The following is a 15,720-nucleotide window of genomic DNA, read 5'->3' as shown; positions in this document are numbered from 1 at the left end:
ATGCTTCAAAACTTGACTTCGGGCGGGGTCATGCTAGACTGAGTTGCAGAATGAGCAGCTTCGGATATTATCGCTTTGCCTCCGTCACGCCCGCCGTGCGGGTTGCCGATGTGGAGTTCAACGTCGCGCGCCTTGTCAGCAGCATGCAGGCCGCCGTTCAGGGCGGAGCTCAGGTGGTTCTTTTCCCCGAGCTGTGCCTCACCGGCTACAGCTGCGGAGACCTCTTCTTTCAGCCCTGCCTGCAGAAGGCGGCCCTCGCAGGCCTCAGGAGCTTCGCCGACCAAACCGCTCGCTTCGGCCGGGACGGTCTGGCCCCGGTGGCCGTTGTTTCCCTTCCGCTCGCGGTGCAGGACGGGCTCTACAACGCGGCTGCGGTCGTGCAGGGCGGGCGAGTGCTGGGGCTGGTCGTCAAATCCGTGCTGCCGAACTACCGCGAGTTTTACGAAAAGCGCCAATTCCTTCCGGCCGCAAAATTGCCGGTGAACGAGGTGATGCTGCCCGGCTTCGGCGCGGTGCCCATCGGGGCAGACCTGCTTTTCTGCGACGATGCCCACCTCGTCTTCGGCGTTGAAATCTGCGAGGACCTCTGGTCCGTTATCCCGCCCAGCAGCCGCCTGTGCCTGCTGGGGGCACGCGTCATCCTCAATCCGTCCGCCAGCAACGAGCTCGCCGGCAAAGCCGCCTACCGACGCAACCTCGTCGCCCAGCAGAGCGGGCGCTGCCTCTCCGGCTACGTCTTCTCGTCGGCCGGGGTCGGCGAGAGCACGCAGGACGTCGTTTACGGCGGCCATGCGCTGATTGCCGAGAACGGGCACATTGTGGCGGAGAGCGAGCGCTTTAGGCGCGAGAGCGGCATCATCATGGCGGATATCGACCTCGCCCGCCTCGGCAACGCCCGCATGAGCGAGAGCTCCTTCCATGACAACTCCCTGCCGGCGGAGTGGAACAGCGTGCGCCGCATCTCCCTCAGCTCGCTGCCGGATACCTGCGACCTCAGCTACGCCGCGATAGCCGCCCGTCCCTTCCTGCCTGCCGACGACGTGCGCGAGCGTCGCTGCGAGGACATCCTCAACATTCAGGCGGCCGGCCTGGCCAAGCGCATGGAGCAGACGCGCGCCCGCACGCTCGTCATCGGCATATCGGGCGGGCTCGACAGCTCGTTGGCTCTCCTCGTCTGCGCCCGCGCCTGCGAGCTGCTGGGCAAGGATCCGTCGATGATTCTGGCCATCACCATGCCGGGCTTCGGCACGACGGGCCGCACGTACAACAACGCCGTCAAAATGATCGAGCTGGTCGGTGCGAGCTTCAAAGAAGTGAACATTCGCGAAGCCTGCCTGCACCACTTCGCCGAACTGGGCTTCGACCCCTCGCAGCGCACGGTGACTTACGAGAACGTGCAGGCGCGCGAGCGCACGAAGATTTTGATGAATCACGCCAACTTCACGGGCGGCATCGTCGTAGGCACGGGCGACCTCTCGGAGATTGCGCTGGGCTGGTCGACCTACAACGGCGATCACATGAGCATGTACGCCGTCAACTGCTCCATCCCCAAAACACTCATTCGCTGCCTGATATCGCATGTCGCCGAGCGCAGTTCCGACGAGCTTGCCGCCGTGCTGCGCGACGTTATCGACACCCCCGTGAGCCCTGAGCTGCTTCCCCCTGCCGACGACGGCACCGTCGAGCAGAAAACCGAAGACATCCTCGGGCCCTACGACCTTCACGATTTCTTCCTGTATCATTTCATCAAGTACGGAGCCGAGCCCGACAAAATGCTGGCTCTGGCGAGGCGAGCCTTTGCCGGAGAGTACCCGAAGGAGCTCATCGAGAAAACGCTTCACACCTTCGTGCGCCGCTTCTTCACCCAGCAATTCAAGCGCAGCTGCATCCCCGACGGGCCGAAAGTGGGCACCATTGCCCTCTCGCCGCGCGGCGATTGGCGCATGCCCAGCGATGCCTGCGGCACCGTCTGGCAGCAGTGGCGTTGAGAACTCCGTTGCTCGGCGCAAATGCAAATCGCTTGCCAAGGGCAGAAAGCTGCGCTACAATATGCTCGCACCCCGCTCTCCCGAGGGCACCGCTGATTCACCAAACCCCGTATCGAAGATGTCACATCCCACGGATCTCTACCGACCCAATGCCGCCATTATTTACCAGCGCTCGGATGGCACGGTACTCGTGTGCGAGCGCGTCAAACCGGCCGGAGCATGGCAGTTTCCGCAGGGCGGTATCAAAAAAGGCGAGGCGCCGGTAGAGGCCGCCTGCCGAGAGGGGATGGAAGAGACGGGCTTTCGCCCCAACGAGTACGACGTAATCGCCGAGCACGGGCCCTACCGCTACGACTACCCGCCCAAGGAGCGCGAGCGCGTGCTGCGAAAGCGCGGTATCCCCTACGCCGGGCAGGAGCAGCACTACTTCCTGTGCCGCATGCTCAACGATCAGGCCGAGCCGTGGCTCGACAACCGAGAGTTCTGCGCCTATCGTTGGATTCAACCGGCGGACTTCGACCTCGACAAACTGCCGAACTTCAAGCGCGGTGTCTACCAAGCGGTGCTCCGCGACTTCTTCGGCCTCTGAGCCCATGGAGCCCGTCGCGCACATCCGCTCGCCGTATCCCGAGAAATTCGGCGTGCCGCGTCAGGGCAACCTCGCCCCGCATGTGCTGAGCGACATCGTCTTGGCGCCCCCTTTTCGCGATGAAGCCTGCGTGCGCGGGTTGGAAGAGTTCTCGCACATCTGGCTCATCTGGGGCTTTGATCGCAACGGGAGCGAGTGGCATCCCACCGTGCGCCCGCCCCGGCTGGGCGGCAACGAGCGCTTGGGCGTCTTTGCCACCCGTTCCCCCTTTCGGCCGAACGGGCTCGGCCTCTCGGTCGTGAAGCTCGAAGCCGTACTGCCCGGCCCGGTGCTGCGCGTCTCCGGCGCCGACCTCGTCGACGGCAGCCCGATTTACGACATCAAACCCTACGTGCCCTACGCCGACGCCATCCCCGACGCCGCCGCAGGCTTTACCCGGCGCGAACGCCCGACCCTCCGCGTCGACCTGCCCGAAGAGCTCCTGCCGCCCGGGCTTCCGCCCCATTGGCGCGAGGGACTGGCGGAGACCCTGGCCCAAGACCCGCGCCCTGCCTACCAGCGCGACCCCGAGCGCGTCTACCACCTCCTGTTCGAGCCCTGTGAAGTGCACTTCAGCGTCGACGACGGCATCGCGCACGTCCATGCCGTCGAGCCCCTGAGCCGATGACGCCCGAACACGAACCACCCGCCGGCATGCGCACCTCCTCTCGCACCCCCTCTCATGGCTGATTCCGCACCATTCCCCCGTCTGCGCGCCGCCTTTGCCCAAAACTTTGCCGAGGGGCTGGAGCGCGGCGCTGCTCTCTGCGTGCAGCAAAACGGGCGAGAAGGCCTGCACCTCTGCGGCGGAGAAGCCCGCGAAGGCAAAGCGTGGACGCCCGAGACCCTCGTGCCCGTCTACTCGGCCACGAAAGCGGCCTCGGCCGCCTGCCTGCTGCTGGCTCTCTACGACTGCTGCCGCGGGCCCGAGCTCGAAGTCGGCGAAATCTGGCCGCGCTTTCCCGCGCCGCATCTGAGCATCGCCGAGCTGCTCTCTCACCAGTCCGGGCTTGCCGCTCTCCACCTCAGCGCCGTCATCTTCGACCTCGATGCCTGCCGCTACGCCATCGAGCACAGCCGACCGCGATGGGGCCCGCCCGTGCACGGCTACCACCCGCACACCATCGGCCCGATGATCGACATCCTCTTGCTCGAGCTGACCGGCAAGAGACTCGGCGCCTTCTGGGAAGAGCGCGTGCGGGCTCCGCTGGGGCTCGACTTCTACATCGGCCTGCCCGTCAGCGAACGCACCCGCGTCGCCGAGCTGCGGGCGCCGCGCCTGCACAGCGGCATGCCGCACGGCCCCTTCTACGACGCCTACTTTGACCCGAGCTCCGAAGTCTACGCCGCCTTCCACAGCATCACCGGGCTCAGCAGCGCCCGAGAGATGAACAGCCCGGCCGCGTGGGAGTGCGCCTCACCCGCCAAAGGCGGCGTCGCATCGGCTCGCGGCTTGGCGTCTTTTTACCAAGCCCTGCTCGGGCAGCTGCCCGGCAGCCCCTTTCCGCCCGAGATACTCGAACAGATGAGCGAGCCGCAGAGCAGGGGCCTCGACCGCATCCTCATGCGCCCGACGAGCTTCACCTGCGGCTGCATGTGCGAACCGGCCGAACTCTTCGGCGAAGGCGGCTTCGGGCACGCCGGAGCCGGGGGCTGCCACGCCTTCTGCGAACCGAGCTGCGGTTGCTCCTTCGCCTACGTCATGAACGCCATGGAGATGGGCATCCTGCCGGGAAGGCGTGTTCAGCGCCTCATCGACGCCCTGCTCGAAGATCGCCGCTGCGGCGACGCTTGAAACAGCCGCACCTTGACGCCGCAGCGCGGCGCCTCGATCTCCCCCTTGCGGAAGACCTGCCCCCTTGCGGAGAGCCTGTAGGTCCTGCGGAGCGCCTCCCCCCGTCGGCCTCAGCTGCTCCGGCGGCCGACGATGGGGCAGGGGGTAGCCGTCACCCCTCAGCGCTCGTTGAGGAAGCGCACAATACCCTCGCCGATAGCCTGCGCGTAGCGCTTCGCATTCTCCTCTTTGCTGAGGAAGCGCGCGTGCTCGGGATTCGAGAGGAAAGCCACCTCCGTAATGACCGCCGGCACATACGACTCATTGCAGGCATTGAGCCAGTCGCCGCCGCCCTTGCGGCCATCATCCCGCAGAATCACGCCGCACTTCTCCCCGCGGTTCGGCATCCCCTTATCGAGAATGCGCTCATTCATCACATCGGCCATCGTCTCGGCCATCTCCATCCCCTCCTCATTGCAGTAAAACGCACCCTTCGTCCAGACCATCCAGTCGTCCGAATGACTGTTGTGGTGGAGGAACACCACACAAGCCGGCTTGCGGTAGAGCGCATAGTTCACACTGAGCATACCGACAGCCATGCGATTCGGGTGTTGTGCCGAGCGATAAATACCGCCCACCTCGGGCGAATTCACCTGATGCACGCCTGCCTTGCGCCCAGCCTCGGCGAGCTGAGGATCCGTCGGAGCGGCGCCTCGGTTGCAGATGAGGCAAGTGTAGCCCGCCTCCTCGACAACCCGCTTCACCTCACCGGCGTAGCGATACCAGAACTCGCACTCCTCAATATTGCCGTAGCGCCCGTCGGGAGTCCGCGCCCCCTGACCGCCGCGTTCGGGGTGATAATAATGCCCGATATCCAGCACCACCGTGCGAGACTCGCGCACCTCGGCGCGCATGCGCCATGCCGTGCAGCCCGTCAACCCCGCCGAGAACAACAAGCCGGCCAAAAACCAAATCAGAAAACGCTTTGCAGAAAACATACGGTAAATCAGGTTAAAATCAGGTTAAAATCGAATCCGAAAGAGCAGGCAGCGGAACATCTCAGACAGAACCATCAGAGCAACACCTGCTGCCCGCCGGCAGGCATGGCGCCCAGCTTGCGGTAAGCCGCAGGCAGCGCCTCGCGGCCGCGCGGCGTGCGCTTGATGTAGCCCTGCATGATGAGAAAGGGCTCGTGCACATCCTCGATAGTCGACTCATCCTCACCGGTGGCAACCGCCAGCGACGACAGCCCCACGGGACCGCCGTCAAACTTGTAAATCATCGTCTCAAGCAGGCGCTTATCCATCTCATCCAGCCCGTCATCATCAATATCGAGCATACCGAGAGCCGCCAGAGCCACCTCGTCAGTGATGCGGCCGTCCGCCCTCACCTGCGCGTAATCGCGCACCCAGCGCAACAGCGCATTAGCCACGCGGGGCGTGCCGCGCGAGCGCCTGGCAATCGCCAGAGCCCCCTCGGCAGAGATCTCAATATCGAGCAGCCCCGCCGAGCGCTGCAGAATCAGGCAGAGCTCGTCCGCCGAATAATAATCGAGACGATTCACCAAGCCGAATCGCGAGCGCAAAGGCCCCGTCAGCATCCCGGCGCGCGTCGTTGCCCCCACCAGCGTGAACTTCGGCAAATTGAGCTGAATCGAGCGAGCATTCGGCCCCTGATCAATGATGATATCGAGGCGGAAATCCTCCATCGCGGGGTAGAGATACTCCTCAATAGCGGGGTGAAGGCGATGGATTTCATCGATGAAAAGCACGTCGCCGCGCTCCACATTCGTCAGAATCCCCGCCAAATCGCCCGCCTTCTCAATCTGCGGCCCCGACGTCGTGTGCAGCTTGTGACCGACGGCATTGGCAATAATATTGGCCAGCGTCGTCTTGCCGAGCCCGGGAGGCCCGCTCAGCAGCACATGGTCGAGCACGTCACCGCGAATCTTAGCCGCCTCCACCATCAGCATCAGGCGCTCCTTCACCTTCTCCTGCCCGCAGAACTCGCTGAAAGCCGGCGGGCGAAGCGAGAGATCGAAGCTTGAGACCGGCGTCTCAGCCATGCGCGTGTAGAGGGACTCAGCCATGCGGGCACTTTACCACAGAGCCGCAGCGGCGTCAAGGTGAGGATTTGCCATGACAACGGCGGGCATCACGGCTCGCATCCGAAAAAAGCGGAGCCGCTTCTCGCACGCCTCCGCCGCGAAACAGGGGCGAGAAAAATTGCAAATAAATCTTGAAAAAAGTTGTCGTACGTGATATGGCGCTTGCGTCATGAAAGGGCAAATTCGCAGCATCCTGATGATTTTTTCCTTCGTCGTCGGAGGGCTTTTTTATGAATCCCTCTCGCGGCTCTACTGGCTGCAGCCCATCGGCATCGGCCTGATGCTCAGCGTCACCTTCATCGGTGTTGAGATTCGCAAACTCAAACCCACGTGGATGCACATCCTCATCTTCCTGTGCATACAGGCCATCGGCATCGGCTCCTGGTTCATTGCCCGCAGCCTCGGCTATCCCGTGTTGGCGGAAGCGCTCTATTACTGCGGCGCGGCACCCATTGCCGCAGCCAGCCCCATGATCGTCGGCATCATCGGCGGCGATATCGAATTCAGCGCGACGGCCATGCTGCTCAGTCAAGTGGTGTTTGCCGTCCTCACCCCCTTTGTGCTGCCCTGTGTCGTGCATGATCCCGGCCTCACCTACGCCGTGCTGGCGACCCTCGTCGGCAAGCAGCTCATCTACATCATGGTCGTCCCGGCCGTCGTTGCCTGCATCATTCGCCTCATCTACCCGCCCAGCAAACTCTGGGCGCCCCGCCTGCGCGACTTCTCTCTGGGAATTTGGATCTGGAACCTCACCCTCATCGCCGCCATCAGCACCAAGCGCATGTTGCAGATGCACTACTCTTGGCACGACGTCTGGCCCATGGCCCTTGCGGCAGCTCTCATCTGCGCCTTCGGCTTCATCGCCGGCTACTGGCTGGGCTATCCGAAGCTCAAGCGCGAGTGCTCGCAGGCCCTCGGGCAGAAAAACACCATCCTCACCCTCTACATCGCCAACCAGCCCTTCGCGACACCTCTGGCCTCAGTCGCCCCGGCCTGCTACGTCTTTTTTCACAACGTGGCCAACGCCATTCAGATGGCTCTGGCCGTGCGTGAAAAAAATCGTTTGCTGTCCCGCAGCGGCGGTGAAGCCGATTCCGTGAGGAACGGCGGCGAAGCCCATCCCGCCTGAAGCCGAGCAGGGGCGCCCGACGCAGAGAAGAGGGGCGCCCGGAACGGCAAGCGGAGAGTCGGAAGCCGGGCAGAATGCGCCTGAAGTGAGCCGTGTTCGGCTGAAACCGAGCCGTGTTTGCCCGGAGCCGAGCCGGGTGCGGCTGAAGCCGAGCCGGGTGCGCGGGGCTCGCGCGGGCTGAAAACGAAGACGGAGAGAGCAGGGGGCTGCCGTTCGGGTTCTGTAAGCCGGATTCTGTCCACCCTCTAGGGCTGTGTGGCCATTTTTCTCACGCCGCGCTCCCGGAGGAGCCCGGCGCGCCCTGCCGAAGCAGGGTGCAACTAATACCCGGGGATACAGCGGGCGGGCTACCCTTCCCCTGTTTGTCTTGCATCGCGCGGGGTTTTCCGTGCCTCCCTCGTTACCTCGGGAGCGGTGGGCTCTTACCCCACCTTTTCACCCTTACCCTTGCGGGCGGTTTGTTTTCTGTGGCACTTTCCGGCCGCCCGGCCTCGCGACCGGACGTCTCCTGCTTTCGCAGGACGCGCTGCCCTGTGATGTCCGGACTTTCCTCTACCGAGCACCTGAGCACCCGACAGCGACCACCCGAACCCGAACGGCACAGCGAGACTACACGCAAAACGTGCCGAATGCAAGTCCAAAGTGCGGAAACGCTCGTCCTATCGCATCAGTACCTGATGCCCCGCTTGGCCAAATCCGCCCTCAGACCGCAGTGGGGCGACGTGCGCAGAGCCTCGCGCACACTCTTGGTCACCAAACTGTAGTGAACCGTCGTCTCGCCGTTGCAGGCCCCCGACGGCACGGCAAGCTCCCCGCGATCATCGAGGCTCACCCATCCGTTGCCGAGGTAGTAGCCGAGCACCTTGTCACTGCCGTAGCGGGCAGCTTGCAGGCAGGCCTTGACGCGATAGGGCTTCGTGGCGAGCTTCGGATTGACTGATTCGAGGCGTCGCACGAGCGAGAGATCGTCCTCGGCCACGGCTGCATTCCAATCCAATTCCGCGCGATTTTTCGATTCCCAGAGCTTCGAGACCGGGAAACGGCGGTTGTTGAGAAAGACCGACAGCTCCGTGACGCGACCGCCGGGGCAGGCGGCCTGAACTTCCAGTGCGTACTCGATCGTGCGATTCTCGATATAGGCCTCGCGGTAGCAACTGCGGCTCGTGTAGGTCGTTTCTCGGCAGTCCTCGTGCTCCTCCGTCTCTTCGTAGTATTCGGCAGGGTGGTAGACCTCGACGAGCTCGCGGTCATATTGGTTCCAGCAGAGGCGCGAATCTTCGGAATCGGGGCGGCTCATCATGGCCTCTATGAGTTCGGCGCGGCTGCGCCCCATCATCACCTGAGCATTGTTTTCAAGCGTGCTGATGCCCGAACAGGCTGCAGCGAGCAGTGCCGTCGCGAGGAGAAGCACCGGTTGCAGGAAGTTCATGTTTACCATGCGGCACATTGTGCCAAAGAGTCCCCGTGCCGCCAAGCCTGAAATGAACGTATGACACAGGCGTGCGGGCCCACCGGACGTCAAGCGCCGGCGGAGTCTTCCCCCGGCTCAGGACTGCGGCGCCGCCGGGGGAACGGCAGCCGCAGCTTCCTCTTCGACCTCCACGGCTTCGTCCTCAGCGGCGGCGGGCACGGCGTCAAGCTCCGCGGCTTCGTCGACAGCCGGGGCAGCGGGCTCCTCCTCGACCTCTACGGCTTCGTCCTCAGCGGCGGCGGGCACGTCCTCGACCTCCGCGGCTTCGTCGTCTCCGGCGTTCATGGCGCTGTCATCAGCTTCGTCTCCGACGATGACGGGAAACCCGTCCGTCTCCTCCGTCCGTCCACCGGGCTCCGCCTCGGGGGCGCTGAGCTTGACATCGGCAAAACTCTCGCCGAAGATGCGTCCGAAGTCCTCGCTGTTGATGAAATCCGCCAAGGCCTGCGAGTCGAAGCAAGCGTTTCGCTGCAGAAACAGCAGCGTCGGCACCACGGCCTCATGAAGCTCCCTTGCCGTTGCGGCATCCGTCCCCCAGCATTCGGGCCAGGCCGCATCCGCCTCGGCCATCAGAGCAACAAAGTTGTCGGCACGAGCCGCGAGCGTCATTCCTGCGGCATCGGCCATGCGGCCGTTCGTTACCGAGGCCAGCAAATCGAGCATGCGGAGCATCTCCTGCCGCGTTGCGCTCCCGCTGTACCGCTGCGGCAGCTCGCCGTCCGCGGGAACCACCGTCAGCTCGCCGGCAGCAACCGGGAAATACGGCTCGGGATTGAGGTAATCCATCGTCCCCGCCACCGGGTCGATCAGCAGAACCTGCGCCATCTCGGAGACGTGGCTCGCCGCCCAGAACGAGGGTTGAATCTCCGCCCTGAGCCGCAGCGCGACAACGTACTTGACGTGCGTCTTGCCGTCGGGCATCCTCACGCGGTGTGTGCCGAGGATGCTCACGGAGGATGAGCTGATCACCCGGCAAAGCGAACTCTTGGCATGCAGCAGCGGCGGCGGTGCGGAAATCATGAGCTTGCCGTCCCGAACCCTTGCATCAATCACCCAGACCGCATCCTGCAGCAGCTCGCTGAAGCCTCGGACCCCGTCGGAACTCTCCATGAGCGTGATGCCCGGGCAACGCGCCGTCCCCATGCGGTAGCAGAGCGCACGCTGCCCGGCGGCCGCCGCTTGATCCGGCGCCAAGGCCATCTCGTCGCGCGACAGCGCATCAGCAAGCTGCTTGTCGGCCACCAGCGCCGGGCGCAGAGCCAGAGCCGCAAAGCCGACAGCCCCGAGAGCCAGCACCGCGACGGTGCGCTTATGCCATCGTTTCATGGCGCCATTCTAATGGCAGGGGCGCTCGAAATCAAGACTCGAATCAAAGACTTGAGTTTTCGGCAAAACGGTCTATAATACCGCCCGACATGAGCATTACTTCATACGCGAATCAGTACGTGCTGGATCTGGTCGCCTACCAGCCCGGCAAACCCATCGAAGAAACCGCTCGAGAACTGGGCATGGAGCCCGAACGCATCGTGAAACTGGCCTCGAATGAAAATTCCCTCGGCCCTTCGCCGAAAGCGGTTGACGCCATGGTGCGGGCGGCTTCCGGCGCCCATATCTACCCCGACGGCGCAAGCTTTGAGCTGCGCAGCCGCCTTGCTGCCGACCACGGCGTGAGCTTTGAGCAGACGGTGGTGGGCAGCGGCAGCAGCGAGATTATCGAGCTGCTCTGCCACGCCTTCCTGCACCCCGGCATCGAGTTGATGGCAGCGCGCCACAGCTTCTCCATGTACCCCATCATGTGCAAGCTCTTCGGCGCCAAGTACGTCGAGGTGGAGAACAAGGCGGACTGGTCGCACGACCTCATGGGAATGCTCAAAGCCGTGACTCCGGCCACGCGCCTCATCTTCATCACCAACCCGACCAACCCGCTCGGCACTATGGTGCAGCAGGAGGAGATCGACGCTTTCATGGCGCAGGTGCCCGATCACGTCGTCGTCGCTTTCGACGAGGCTTACATCGACTTTGCCGATACGAAGCCCGACACGATGAAATTTGTGCGCGAGGGCAAGAACGTTGTCGTGATGCGCACCTTCTCGAAGGCCTACGGTCTCGCGGGTGTTCGCGCCGGCTACGCCGTTGCTTCGGCCGCCGTTGCCGACCTGCTCAACAAGGCTCGCACTCCCTTCAACATCAACCTCATTGCTCAGGCCGGAGCCTTGGCCGCCCTCGATGATCAGGAGCACATCGCCCGCTCCGTCGAGATGGTCAAGCGCGGCAGGCAGCAGTATTACGACGCCTTCAAGGCTTGGGGGCTCGACTACATCCCCAGTCAGGGTAACTTCATCTTGGTGAAGGTCGGCCGCGGCCGCGAGGTCTTTGACAAAGCGCTGGCTCAGGGCGTCATTCTGCGTCAGATGGACGGCTACGGCCTGCCCGAATACATCCGCATCACCGTCGGGACGCAGAAGGAGAATGCCCGTTGCCTCGAGGTGCTTGCAGGCATCCTCGGCAAGTAAGCGAGGGAATCGCGACGTCTTTCCCGTTCTTTTCAGCGGGTGCAGCCCTAGTCGGCGGCACCCGCTTTGCGTTGCACGGGGGGAAAGCGACCCGCGCGTCTTCCCGTCCGTCGCGCGGAAGGCTCGCGCCCGTTGTGAAAAGGCTTCCGGCGTCGGCGGGGGAAGGGGAGCGGTGTGGGGAAAAGGGCCGGAGCGAGGGGGAAAAGCGTCCGATTGTCGGCGGGGAAGGGCTCGAGGATGGCGGAGATGAGCCCGAGAGAGGCGGAGAGGCGGAGAGGCGCATGACGCTTCTCGGGCGGGGCAGCATGCGCGCAGCCCCGCCCGCTGCTTGCGGATCCCGCGCGGCCGTGGCATGCTGCACATCGGCAAGAGCGCCGGAGACGGCAATTGCGGCAGCACCGCAACCCGTCGTTCCGCGCCGCGCGGCCAGACCCCCGGCGGGCAATCTGAACAGCCGATTTGCCGCAAACTCAACAGATATCAAAACACACGGAAAAACATGGCTGACATCGAAAGCGCCTACCAAATCAAATACTCCGAGAAGTGGGGCAGCTACCTCCAGCAGGAAGCCTCGCGCCTCGACAAATACGTCACCGTTGAAACCGGCCTCTCCGGCAAGATGGTGGCCTTCGACCAGTACGGACTCCTCAGTTTCACGGAGAAGACCTCGCGCATGGGGAGCACTCAGCTGGACGAAGCTCCCACCAAGCGCCGCGTCATCTTCCCGCACATCTACACCAAAGCCGTCGGCTTTGATGAGTTTGACGCGAAGAAGCTGGCCAACATCGACTTGCCCGTCAGCAAGACCATCGAAAGCCTGCGCGCTGCCGCCGGTCGCACGATGGACAAGGTGATGATTGATGCCTTCCTCGGCACCAACTACACGGGAGAAAACGGCACGACCTCCGTGACCTTCCCGACGACTCAGACCATCGCCGAAGACTACTCGGACACCGGAGTCGAGGCGGACAGCAATCTCACGGTGGCCAAGCTCCGCAAGGCTCTGGCCATGCTCCACGCCAACGAAGCATGGAGCGAGGAGCGCCGCGCCTACGGTGACGAGCTCGTCCTGGCCTGCACGAGCAGCCAGATCGACTCCCTGCTCAAGGAGCCCGAGGTCTCGAGCTACGACTACAACACCGTGCGTGCGTTGGCCGAGGGCAAGATCGACAGCTTCCTGGGCTTCCGCATCATCCGCACCGAGCAGCTGCCCGTCAGCTCGAAGGTGCGTTCGTGCCTGGCCTGGGTCAAGAGCAAGGCTCAGTTCGGCATCTGGGACGACTTCAAGGTCAAACTCAGCATTCGCGATGACCTCGATGAAGCCCTCCAGATTCGCGCCAAGTTCGCCTGCGGCGCGACGCGTTTGCAGGAGGAAGCCTTCGTGAAGATTCTCTGCACGGAGCCCTGATCACAACTCAACACAACTCGGATAAATAACAGCGGTTGATTGAACGGCGGCGCTTCTGCATGCGGCAGGAGCGCCGCTTTCGATGACAAACATTTTACATCCTGCAAGACGAATCTATCTTGCAACGTTGCCGATGCGTGCTAGAATAGCATCGTGAACTCAAAATTATTACTCATTCCGGCTCTCGTCATCGCTTTGAGCTCCTGCTCATGGCATCGGCATGGGCACCATCCCGGCCCGCCCCCTCATTCGAACTATCGCTCTTACGACTCGTACAAGAACGAGGTGAAGGCGCGCAAGAAGTACGAAAAGGACAAATGGAAGGCTCGCAAGCAGTACGAGAAAGATATGCGCGACGCACGCCGCGACTATTATCGGCATCACTGATGCCTTCCGCTGAAACCGTCAGCCCCGGGCTTCCCAAGCCCGGGGCTTTTTGTTGAAAGCCGAGCGCGGGAAGCTGCGGGAAAGAACCGCGGCCTCGCGCTCGGCATCGCGCGCGCCGGATACGGCGGCGAGGCTGCGCGCGGCGCTCGCGAGGTCGGCAGCTTGTGCGGCAGGCTTGAGTTATCCGTTCGCTTGTGGTAGACTGGGCCCGTGCACTACCGTTGTATCCTGTTATCCGTCCTGCTCCCCGTCCTCGGCCTGAGCTCCTGCAGTCCCTTCGGCGAGGCTCGCAGCAGTTCGCCTGAGGCCCTCCGCCCCGCTTTGCCCGGAGGCTGGTGTTACGTCGATACCGTGGCTCCGTCCGTGCGTGTCGACTTGAAGTATGCCGGCAGCGACAACTTCGTCGGCCGCCCCATCGACGGCTACACGGGGCGGCGCGCCGTGCTGAGGCGCGAGGCGGCTGAGGGGCTGGCTCGCGTTTCGAAACAACTGGCCGACGAGGGTCTCGGCTTGCTCATCTGGGACGCCTACCGCCCCAAGCGCGCCCTGCGGGACTTCCGCGCGTGGTCGGCAAGCCCTGACGATCGTCAGAAAGCCGAGTTTTACCCGCATCTCAGCAAGGAGGATATCTACCGCGACCGCTACATCGGGGACAGCTCGGAACATTGCTGGGGCATCGCCGTCGACATCACGCTCGTCGATCTGAAAACCGGGCGCCCCCTCGACATGGGCGGCCGCCACGATCTGCTCGACCCGAGTTCCGCCACCGACTGCGAGACCATCTCGCCGCAGCAGCGGCAAAATCGGCACAAGCTGCGCGATGCCATGGCCGCCGGCGGCTTCCGCAACTACAGCAAAGAGTGGTGGCACTACTACCACTACCCCCTCCCGAAGCCGCTCCTCGAGTATGACTTCCCGCTCGATGATGACATGCAGTCACCCTGAGCGGAAAATGTGACATGCTGCGGGCATCTTGCTTGAAATCGTCCCGCTTTCGGGGTACAATACCCTTGCGTCTATGTTTACATCCTTATCTGACATGGCTATGATGGCTGCCTCGGAGGGCAGTGAGGCTTGGACGGCCGCCCAGCTCTTTGACAAGGGCGGGTGGCTCATGTGGGTGCTGCTCATGCTCTCGCTGGTGATGGTGGTCGTTGTTTTCGTGTGCTTCTGGACGACGCGTCAGGGAGCCGTGCTGCCCCGCCGCATGGTGGAAGCCGTCGACTCCTGCATTGTGCGCAAGGATTACCCGAGTATTCTGGCGCTCTGCGAGAAGGAAAGCTCCAGTTTCTCGCAGACCGTGTGCGCCGTCATTCGCTTCATGCAGCGCAACCCCAAAGCCGGGATGGACGAAGTGCGGGAGGTCGCCTCAGCTGAGGCTTCCCGCCAGGTCAGCATCCTCACGCGCCAGATCAGCTGGCTCTCGGATATCGGCTCCATCGCACCGATGATCGGTCTGCTCGGTACCGTCTGGGGCATGATGAAAACCTTCAAGGAACTCGCCGACGGCAACTTTGAGGGCGCGAAGCACATGGGCATGGCCAGCGGTATTTACGAGGCCATGATCACGACGGCGGGCGGCTTGGTGCTGGCGATTCCCTCGATGATGGCCTACGTGTTCTTCCGCAGTCGCATTCAGAAGCACACGGCCAACATGGAGGTGGCGCTCACGCATGTGCTCTCGATGATTTCCGAAATTCGGTACCGCGACGAGCATCCCGCTCTTCAGCGCTCGCGCGCTCAGGGTGCGGAAGTGTTGGTTGACGATGAGGATTGACGGATGCGGATGGACGGATGCGGATGGACGGATGCGGTTTGATGTGACACGCTCATGAAGATTCAGACGAAAATTCCGGCTCAGATCGGTTTTCAGCTCGCTCCGATGCTGGACATCGTCTTTTTGTTGCTGATTTTCTTTGTGGTGACGCAGAAGATTATCCTCACGGAGCAGGATCTCAACGTCAAGGTTCCCACGGCGCCCTCGTCGGAGGACGAAGTCACGCGCGCCATTGACGAGATCATCATCAACGTGCGCGAGGAGGACGGCAAGCTGATCGTCACGGTGGACGGCACGACCTTTACCCTCGACCAACTCCGCCAGAGACTGAGAAAGATCGTGAGCAACAACGAAGACGTCCCGGTGCGCATCCGCGGCGATGCCAAGACTTCATGGCAGGGTATTGCCGATGTGATTGCCGCCTGCACCGACGTCGGCGTCTACAACATCTCCTTTTCATCGCGCCTGCCCAAGGGGGAGGGGGCGGCTCCCTGAGCTGCCCGACCGCCGTGAGGTGCGCCCTGTTACTCGCCATTCC

Annotated in this window: 15 protein-coding genes and 1 other RNA gene; 11 read left to right on the top strand and 5 right to left on the bottom strand. The window is 63.1% G+C overall.

Annotated elements, in window-relative coordinates; translation table 11 throughout:
* Positions 1–50 precede the first annotated feature (50 nt).
* The 4 genes from AC6UAL_RS01465 to AC6UAL_RS01450 all read left to right on the top strand — a co-directional run bounded on the left by AC6UAL_RS01465 (position 51) and on the right by AC6UAL_RS01450 (position 4,411).
* On the top strand, positions 51–1,988 hold the full coding sequence (locus tag AC6UAL_RS01465) for an NAD(+) synthase (RefSeq protein ID WP_500681575.1): 1,938 nt from the start codon (positions 51–53) through the stop codon (positions 1,986–1,988).
* Between the two features lie 118 nt (positions 1,989–2,106).
* Entirely contained in the window at positions 2,107–2,577 is a 471-nt protein-coding gene (locus AC6UAL_RS01460) for an NUDIX domain-containing protein (RefSeq protein ID WP_500681574.1), read from the top strand.
* A gap of 4 nt (positions 2,578–2,581) precedes the next feature.
* On the top strand, positions 2,582–3,244 hold the full coding sequence (gene tsaA / locus AC6UAL_RS01455; RefSeq protein ID WP_500681573.1) for a tRNA (N6-threonylcarbamoyladenosine(37)-N6)-methyltransferase TrmO: 663 nt from the start codon (positions 2,582–2,584) through the stop codon (positions 3,242–3,244).
* Positions 3,245–3,298: 54 nt separating this feature from the next.
* Positions 3,299–4,411: a serine hydrolase domain-containing protein gene (locus AC6UAL_RS01450; protein ID WP_500681572.1), complete on the top strand. Its 1,113-nt coding sequence runs from the start codon at positions 3,299–3,301 to the stop codon at positions 4,409–4,411.
* Positions 4,412–4,569: 158 nt separating this feature from the next.
* Here the strand turns inward: AC6UAL_RS01450 and AC6UAL_RS01445 are convergent, their stop codons facing one another.
* Together AC6UAL_RS01445 and ruvB are read right to left on the bottom strand one after the other, a co-directional pair.
* Entirely contained in the window at positions 4,570–5,388 is an 819-nt protein-coding gene (locus AC6UAL_RS01445) for an N-acetylmuramoyl-L-alanine amidase (RefSeq protein WP_500681571.1), read from the bottom strand.
* Between the two features lie 74 nt (positions 5,389–5,462).
* Positions 5,463–6,479: a Holliday junction branch migration DNA helicase RuvB gene (gene ruvB / locus AC6UAL_RS01440; RefSeq protein WP_500681570.1), complete on the bottom strand. Its 1,017-nt coding sequence runs from the start codon at positions 6,477–6,479 to the stop codon at positions 5,463–5,465.
* Positions 6,480–6,666: 187 nt separating this feature from the next.
* On the opposite strand from ruvB, the gene AC6UAL_RS01435 reads away from it, so the two are divergent.
* Positions 6,667–7,626, top strand: a complete 960-nt coding sequence (locus AC6UAL_RS01435) for a bile acid:sodium symporter family protein (protein ID WP_500681569.1) — start codon at positions 6,667–6,669, stop codon at positions 7,624–7,626.
* Positions 7,627–7,833: 207 nt separating this feature from the next.
* Here AC6UAL_RS01435 and rnpB read toward each other — a convergent pair.
* The 3 genes from rnpB to AC6UAL_RS01420 form a co-directional block, all read right to left on the bottom strand.
* Positions 7,834–8,223, bottom strand: an RNA gene (rnpB, locus tag AC6UAL_RS01430) — RNase P RNA component class A.
* A gap of 70 nt (positions 8,224–8,293) precedes the next feature.
* Positions 8,294–9,064 (bottom strand): hypothetical protein, encoded by a 771-nt coding sequence (locus AC6UAL_RS01425; protein ID WP_500681568.1) that lies wholly within the window; start codon positions 9,062–9,064, stop codon positions 8,294–8,296.
* A 108-nt stretch (positions 9,065–9,172) separates the two neighbouring features.
* Entirely contained in the window at positions 9,173–10,423 is a 1,251-nt protein-coding gene (locus tag AC6UAL_RS01420) for a thioredoxin domain-containing protein (protein WP_500681567.1), read from the bottom strand.
* Between the two features lie 89 nt (positions 10,424–10,512).
* Here AC6UAL_RS01420 and hisC point away from each other — a divergent pair, with 89 nt between their 5' ends.
* From hisC to AC6UAL_RS01390, 6 genes are all read left to right on the top strand, one after another.
* Positions 10,513–11,610 carry a histidinol-phosphate transaminase gene (gene hisC, locus AC6UAL_RS01415; protein ID WP_500681566.1) on the top strand — a complete coding sequence of 366 codons (1,098 nt, stop codon included), beginning with the start codon at positions 10,513–10,515 and terminating at the stop codon, positions 11,608–11,610.
* A 499-nt stretch (positions 11,611–12,109) separates the two neighbouring features.
* Positions 12,110–13,018, top strand: coding sequence for a phage capsid protein (locus AC6UAL_RS01410; protein WP_500681565.1), 909 nt, complete (start codon positions 12,110–12,112; stop codon positions 13,016–13,018).
* A gap of 153 nt (positions 13,019–13,171) precedes the next feature.
* Positions 13,172–13,405: a hypothetical protein gene (locus AC6UAL_RS01405; protein WP_500681564.1), complete on the top strand. Its 234-nt coding sequence runs from the start codon at positions 13,172–13,174 to the stop codon at positions 13,403–13,405.
* 210 nt (positions 13,406–13,615) lie between these two features.
* Complete coding sequence (locus AC6UAL_RS01400; protein ID WP_500681563.1) at positions 13,616–14,350, top strand: M15 family metallopeptidase; 735 nt, start codon at positions 13,616–13,618, stop codon at positions 14,348–14,350.
* Between the two features lie 73 nt (positions 14,351–14,423).
* Positions 14,424–15,182 (top strand): MotA/TolQ/ExbB proton channel family protein, encoded by a 759-nt coding sequence (locus tag AC6UAL_RS01395; RefSeq protein ID WP_500681562.1) that lies wholly within the window; start codon positions 14,424–14,426, stop codon positions 15,180–15,182.
* Positions 15,183–15,236: 54 nt separating this feature from the next.
* On the top strand, positions 15,237–15,677 hold the full coding sequence (locus AC6UAL_RS01390) for an ExbD/TolR family protein (protein ID WP_500681561.1): 441 nt from the start codon (positions 15,237–15,239) through the stop codon (positions 15,675–15,677).
* Positions 15,678–15,720 lie beyond the last annotated feature (43 nt).

Source organism: Candidatus Parakkermansia intestinigallinarum, from assembly GCF_944389695.1.
Taxonomy (GTDB): Bacteria; Verrucomicrobiota; Verrucomicrobiia; order Verrucomicrobiales; family Akkermansiaceae; genus Akkermansia; species Akkermansia intestinigallinarum.
Note: the sequence above shows the minus strand (reverse complement) of the source record. Positions and strands in the feature narration are given on the sequence as shown.

What these genes read in the sequence shown, in the direction of transcription:
- AC6UAL_RS01465 (WP_500681575.1), top strand. Translation starts at nt 51, where the DNA reads ATGAGCAGCTTCGGATATTATCGCTTTGCCTCCGTCACGCCCGCCGTG.
- AC6UAL_RS01460 (WP_500681574.1), top strand. Translation starts at nt 2,107, where the DNA reads ATGTCACATCCCACGGATCTCTACCGACCCAATGCCGCCATTATTTAC.
- tsaA (WP_500681573.1), top strand. Translation starts at nt 2,582, where the DNA reads ATGGAGCCCGTCGCGCACATCCGCTCGCCGTATCCCGAGAAATTCGGC.
- AC6UAL_RS01450 (WP_500681572.1), top strand. Translation starts at nt 3,299, where the DNA reads ATGGCTGATTCCGCACCATTCCCCCGTCTGCGCGCCGCCTTTGCCCAA.
- AC6UAL_RS01445 (WP_500681571.1), bottom strand. Translation starts at nt 5,388, where the DNA reads ATGTTTTCTGCAAAGCGTTTTCTGATTTGGTTTTTGGCCGGCTTGTTG.
- ruvB (WP_500681570.1), bottom strand. Translation starts at nt 6,479, where the DNA reads ATGGCTGAGTCCCTCTACACGCGCATGGCTGAGACGCCGGTCTCAAGC.
- AC6UAL_RS01435 (WP_500681569.1), top strand. Translation starts at nt 6,667, where the DNA reads ATGAAAGGGCAAATTCGCAGCATCCTGATGATTTTTTCCTTCGTCGTC.
- AC6UAL_RS01425 (WP_500681568.1), bottom strand. Translation starts at nt 9,064, where the DNA reads ATGGTAAACATGAACTTCCTGCAACCGGTGCTTCTCCTCGCGACGGCA.
- AC6UAL_RS01420 (WP_500681567.1), bottom strand. Translation starts at nt 10,423, where the DNA reads ATGAAACGATGGCATAAGCGCACCGTCGCGGTGCTGGCTCTCGGGGCT.
- hisC (WP_500681566.1), top strand. Translation starts at nt 10,513, where the DNA reads ATGAGCATTACTTCATACGCGAATCAGTACGTGCTGGATCTGGTCGCC.
- AC6UAL_RS01410 (WP_500681565.1), top strand. Translation starts at nt 12,110, where the DNA reads ATGGCTGACATCGAAAGCGCCTACCAAATCAAATACTCCGAGAAGTGG.
- AC6UAL_RS01395 (WP_500681562.1), top strand. Translation starts at nt 14,424, where the DNA reads ATGTTTACATCCTTATCTGACATGGCTATGATGGCTGCCTCGGAGGGC.
- AC6UAL_RS01390 (WP_500681561.1), top strand. Translation starts at nt 15,237, where the DNA reads ATGAAGATTCAGACGAAAATTCCGGCTCAGATCGGTTTTCAGCTCGCT.